The sequence below is a fragment of the Vicinamibacteria bacterium genome (assembly GCA_035620555.1).
Lineage (GTDB): Bacteria > Acidobacteriota > Vicinamibacteria > Marinacidobacterales > SMYC01 > DASPGQ01.
On record DASPGQ010000354.1, the window covers coordinates 1 to 5,579 of the forward strand.

General features: G+C 64.7%; 5 protein-coding genes and 1 riboswitch. Of the genes, 1 reads left to right on the top strand and 4 read right to left on the bottom strand.

Features of this window, described 5'->3' with window-relative positions:
* The 4 genes from VEK15_14470 to VEK15_14485 form a co-directional block, all read right to left on the bottom strand.
* On the bottom strand, positions 1–612 hold a 612-nt coding region (locus VEK15_14470), incomplete at its 3' end, for an iron chelate uptake ABC transporter family permease subunit (protein ID HXV61898.1).
* Complete coding sequence (locus VEK15_14475) at positions 612–1,382, bottom strand: ABC transporter ATP-binding protein (protein HXV61899.1); 771 nt, start codon at positions 1,380–1,382, stop codon at positions 612–614. The genes VEK15_14475 and VEK15_14470, both read right to left, overlap by 1 nt.
* On the bottom strand, positions 1,379–2,215 hold the full coding sequence (locus VEK15_14480) for a helical backbone metal receptor (GenBank protein ID HXV61900.1): 837 nt from the start codon (positions 2,213–2,215) through the stop codon (positions 1,379–1,381). Before VEK15_14480 ends, VEK15_14475 begins: the two co-directional genes overlap by 4 nt.
* A gap of 1 nt (position 2,216) precedes the next feature.
* Positions 2,217–4,505 (bottom strand): TonB-dependent receptor, encoded by a 2,289-nt coding sequence (locus VEK15_14485; GenBank protein HXV61901.1) that lies wholly within the window; start codon positions 4,503–4,505, stop codon positions 2,217–2,219.
* Positions 4,506–4,588: 83 nt separating this feature from the next.
* A riboswitch (cobalamin riboswitch) is annotated at positions 4,589–4,789 on the bottom strand.
* A gap of 64 nt (positions 4,790–4,853) precedes the next feature.
* Here VEK15_14485 and pgk point away from each other — a divergent pair.
* A partial coding sequence (gene pgk, locus VEK15_14490) for a phosphoglycerate kinase (protein ID HXV61902.1) occupies positions 4,854–5,579 on the top strand: 726 nt, incomplete at its 3' end.

A 5,579-nucleotide genomic window follows, 5' to 3' on the forward strand; every position in this document is an offset into this window, starting at 1 on the left:
CAAGAGCACCAGGAGTCCGGGAACCACGAACACCAGCATGCGCCAGATCAAATCCATGCCGACCACGTCGAGGCTTCCAACCATCCACCGCAATATCTGCAGGGCGCGCGTGTAGTCCGTCACGAACTGGATCATGAGAACACCGGCGCCGGCGATGAGGTTCAGTACGACGCCAGCGAGGAGTAGCGCCCCGGGCATCACGATGGTCCCCACCGACGCGAGGCGGTAGACGATCGCGACGAAAGCGAGGGAGCCGAGAAAGGCGGCAACGAACACCAGTGGAATACCGGCGACGTTCGCGCCGAGCCCAAGGGCGATGGCCACACTCGCACCGAGCGCTCCCCCACCCGACACCCCGAGCGTAAAGGGCTCGGCGAGTGGGTTTCGAAACAGCGCCTGGAGCGCCGCGCCGACGGACGCGAGAGAGCTTCCGACGACGATGCCGAGAACGACCCGCGGTATGCGGAGTCGAAAGAAGATCGTGCGCGCCGTCTCGTCAGCACGAAGCTCCGACAAGGTGATGGGCTGGTAGCCGGTGGCGAGGGCAAAGACGATCGCGACCGCCAGGAGGGCGAGCAAGACCGATAGCGCCACCGGAAGCCGCGGCCCCATTACCACTCCGACCAGACGAAAGTCCGGCCCGCCACTTCGCGAGTGCGAACGTGGGGATCGTCGTAGATGGCCGCGAGTCTCTTCTCGCTCAGCACGTCGCGCGGGGCTCCTTCGGCGACGAGACGCCCTTCCGAGAGAGCGAAGAGCAAATCGAAGGTCTCGTCCAGCATCTGCAGATCGTGCGTCACGACGAGCGCCGTCAGCGAGCGCTCGGCGCGAAGCCGTTTGAGCGCGCTGAGAAGCTTCGCGCGGTGTTTCAGATCGAGGGAGGCGGCGGGCTCGTCCAGAAGGAGGATGGTCGATTGTTGTGCGAGCGCACGTGCGACCGAGATCATCTGCTGCTCACCGCCGGAGAGCTCGGTGACCGGTCGAGCAGCGAGGTGCTCGGCCCCGACCTCCATGAGTGCCTCGAGCGCGATGAGCCGATCGGCCTCGTTCTCGAACCGAAAGCGCGACGTATACGGGCTTCGGCCGGTGAGAACTACCTCGAGAGCCGTGAAGGGAAAGACACCCCTTTGTTGCTGGGGTACATAGGCGATTTGCTTCGCGCGCTGCCGGGGCGGGATCTCGGCAAGCGAGCGGCCCTCGAGTCGCACCTCCCCGCGGGCGGGCTTCAGAACGCCCGACAGCAAGCGGAGGAGCGTCGATTTCCCGCAGCCGTTGGGACCGATGAGGCCGGCGAAGCTTCCGCGAGGAAGCGCGAGCGAGACGTCTTTCACAACCGGCGTCTCGGCGTAGGAGAAAGCGAGCCCCTGCGCCTCGAGGATCACGGGAACGCCTCGGGATGGAGGCGCCTCGCGATCTCGCGAGCGGTGAGTACGGCGAACTGCGACGGGTGAACGAGCCTCTTGTCCTTCAGCGGGTAGACGCGGCCGGTTTCGACCGCCCGCACCGACACCGTTCGCCAGACGCTCTCGGGATCCTCCGCGAGGTCGATCGAGCCCGCCACCGCGACCGGAATCGTCAGCGCCTGGACCATATCGAAGATGACCTCGGGGTCGAACGACACGAGAGCCTCGGCGCTGATTCCGGCGTAGTTGTGGGGCGCCTTGGGGGTGATGGGATCGCCCCCCCCGATGCGAACCAGGTCAGTGAGATAGCTTCCCTCCGTCGCGATGTAGATGTCCCGGAGCGTACCCGGCAGCCGATCGACCACCATGAGTACCCTCGGCGGGACCCTTCCTTCGACTTTTTGATGGATCTCCTGAAAGGCGGCTCGCATCGTCTCGACGAGCGTCCTCGCTTCGCTCTCGTTCCCTACCGCATCACCGATCGTCGCAATGGCATCGAAGATATCGGCGAGAGACTGGCTCTTGACCACGAGCGTGACGAGCCCGAGCGCCTGGAGCTTCTCCTCGATGAGCGGCCCCTGCGCGTCCGCCATGATCACGAGGTCGGGCTCGAGGGCCACGACTTGCTCGAGGCTCGTGTCGGTCCAGCCTCCTACCCTGGGGAGGTGCTCCACCTCCGCTGGAAACTCGCAGAATTTCGAGACGGCCACGACGCGATCGAAGGCTCCGATTCCATCGAGAATCTCGGTAACGTTGGGCGATAGCGACACGATGCGCGTCACGACCGCGGCGGCGAGAAACCATGCAGCCATGTCAGAAATCCACCCCGACGCCGACGAGCGCGTACCGGCCCGGCGTCCGGAAACCGCTCTCGAAGATCGTCTGGTCGAAGAGGTTTTCGACCTTCCCGAAGACGCGCAGGTGCGAAAAGCGGTAGCTGGCCGCGAGATCGCCCTTCGCGAAACCATCGAACCGGTAGACGCGGCTCACGAACGTATTGTTGTCGAAGACCGGGGCGAGATAGCCACCCGAAGCGTAGAGGTCGAAGCTCACGCTGAGAGGCCCGAAGATCGAAGTGATGACCGCCGAGCCCTGATGGCGCGGGATGACGAAGGCCTGGGTCTGTTCCTCGCTCACGCCCGTGGGAGGCTCCGCGTCGGTGAACGTGTAAGAGCCCCGGAGACGGACGTTCGATGTGAGCGCAAGCTCGCCGGTGAGCTCGAGACCTCGGGCGACGCCGCCGTCCGTCGAGCGATAACCACCGAAGCGCCCGAAGGGATCCGTGGCCGGATCGATGGCGCCCGAGAAGTCGAAGATGATGATCTCCGACAGCCGCGTGCGAAAAAACATTGCTGTGACTTCGAGCCGATCGGACAGCGCGCGCTGCTCGAGACCGACGTCGAACGTCCTGGTCTTCTCCGGCGAAAGTCTCGGATCGCCGAAAGCCGAGTAACCGAAGCTCCCGAAAGACGTTCCGAAACGTTCGAAGAGAGACGGCGCCCGGTATCCCATCCCCCAATGAGCTCGAACCCGCGTCCCGCTCCGCACGAGCGCGTAGGCGCCCGAGACGTCCGCGCTTACCGCATCGTCGGGCGAGACGAACGCGATGTCTCCGAAGGGCGCGTTCTCCGCGGGAGTGAACTTCGGCTCGTGGAGAGAGAACAGCTGTGTGCGAAGCGAGCCCGCGAACGAGAGCGCACCGTCCACGAACGTCAGCTGATCCTGAACGGTGAACGTGTGGCTTGCCTGCGAGACATCCGTCAGCGAGGTATCCCTCGCATCCTCGGGCACCGTTCGGTTCTTGAAGGATTCGTGCTCGAGCTCGTACCCGGCGTGAATGAGCTGGTTTCGGCCCCACTCGAAGTCGGAACGGGCGGCGAACGTGTGGATGTCTCCTTCGAACTCGGAGAGGAAGACGCCGGCGGGCTCGAAGGGTGAGACCCCCAGAGGCCCATCCTCGAATCGGCGGTCGCTGACGAGGCCATGATATCTGAGTCCGAATCCGAAGACCGCGTTCGGTCTCCGCTCGTAGGCGACGAGCGTCGAGGCGAAACTTCCCTGGCGGAAGCTGTCGGGATCGTCCGCGGACGGAGTGAAATTGACGTTCGCTACGGCATCGACGACGCCGGGGGGCGGGCTTCCGAGAACGCTCGGACTCTCGTTCAGATCGAGGAGCACATCGGCGCCGTAGAAACGGAACGAAAGGCTCGAGCTCGGGTCGATCTGGAGGAGAGCGCGTCCCTGAACGCTCGTATTCCTTACGTTGTCGTTGCCATCGACGCCATCAGCCACGTTGAGGTGAGCCAGGCCAAGGCTGTACAGCATGCGATCCCGCAGGCCACCCGAAGTCTGCGCGTTCGCGCGCAGAAGACCGAGGCCTCCCCCTTCGATGAGAGCGCTTCCCCTCGGCTTGCCGCCCCCGGGTGCCGTGACGATATTGATGACGCCTCCACCGGCGTTCGTTCCGTGGAGCGAGGACCCCGAGCCCCGCAGGACCTCGAGGCTCTCCACGTCGGTCACGATCAGGCCTTCGATGTAGGACGAAGCGTCGCCCTGCGGCGCCGAAGGGTCGCGAAGCCGGGCTCCGTCGACGAGGATGGCGGTGTCCTCGGTGCGAAGTCCGCGGGTCTTGATGGAAGTGAACGCGCCCGGGCCTCCTAGCTGCTCGATGCGAAGGCCGGGGATCGTTCGAAGCGCTTCGGGAATGAAGTGCTCGTCGCGGATCTCGATCTCATCGCCGTCGACCACGCTCACCGATTTCGTGACTTCGGTGAGGGTCTGCGCCGAGGCCGCGCTGGTGACGACCACCGACTCCTCGAGGGAAGCGAGATCGAGACGTAACGTCACGCGCTCGCTGCCTCCTTCGGCGAGGCGCACCGGGATCGCCTTGCGGGAGAAGCCGGGCGAGGTGGCGGAAATCAGGTAGGCTCCTGGAGCGATCGAGTGGAAGGCATGAGCTCCGTGAGCGTCGGCACGAACTTCGCTCTGCCACTGCCCGTCGCCACGAACGAGCTGGATTTGCGCGCCGGGTACCGGCGCTTGCTGGGGATCGACTACCTGGATCGAGAGGGTGGCGGCAGCGAGCAGGACGAGAGAATGCATAGGACCTCCACAGCGTGGACTCGACGGAGCGTGAGGTCTCGGGGTGAGGTGCCTCGAAACCGGACTCTTCCCATCGAAGAGCTCTCCGACTTCTTGGCCCGGGCAGGTTTCCTGACTCTCGGATCCGGCGCCTTTCACCCGCCTTCCCCCCGGCTCCCGCCGGGAGTGGCTGCCACCATGGCATTGGGCTGAGGCTCTCCGATTACAGTGGCGTGGGCCGCCGGGGTCTTTCACCCCGTTCCCTTTTGACCACGGAACGCGGCACCCGAGCCTGTGTTCTGCGGCGGATTATAGCAAAAGCCATCGCGGAGGCAATCGTGTGCTTGAGATATAATGTTTGGTTTGTCCATGCGGAAGCTGACGATAGGCGAGCTGGAGCTCGCGGGCCGTCGCGTGTTCATTCGCGTCGATTTCAACGTCCCCCTCGACGGGGGTGCGGTTCAGGACGATACGCGAATCCGCGCGACTCTTCCCACGCTCGAGCTCGCCCTCGAGCGCGGGGCGAGGCTGGTGCTCGCCTCGCATCTCGGCCGACCCAAGGGAAAGCCTCGCGAGGACATGAGTCTGCGACCGGTCGCCGATCGCCTGTCGAAGCTGCTGGGTAAGGAGGTTCGCTTCTGCGGCGAGGTCGTCGGCGAAAAGGTCGACGCCGAAGTCCGGACTCTCCGGAACGGAGACGTGCTTCTCCTCGAGAACCTGCGCTTCGATCCCGGAGAGGAAGCGAACGATACCGAGCTCGCGAGGCGGCTCTCGACCACCGCCGAGCTCTACGTCAACGACGCCTTTGGCGCAGCCCACCGCGCCCACGCGTCGACCGTTGGCGTGGTGCGGTTCTTCTCGCAGGCGGCTTCCGGGCTCTTGATGGAAAAAGAGCTCCACTATCTCGACATGGCGCTGTCTTCCCCGCCCCATCCGTTCGTGGCGCTTCTTGGAGGCGCCAAGGTATCGGACAAGATCGACGTCGTTCGCTCGCTCGTCGGGAAGGTCGACCACCTTCTCATCGGAGGGGGCATGGCTTATACGTTCCTTCGCGCCCGAGGCATCGCGACGGGAAGCTCGCTCGTGGAGGAGGAC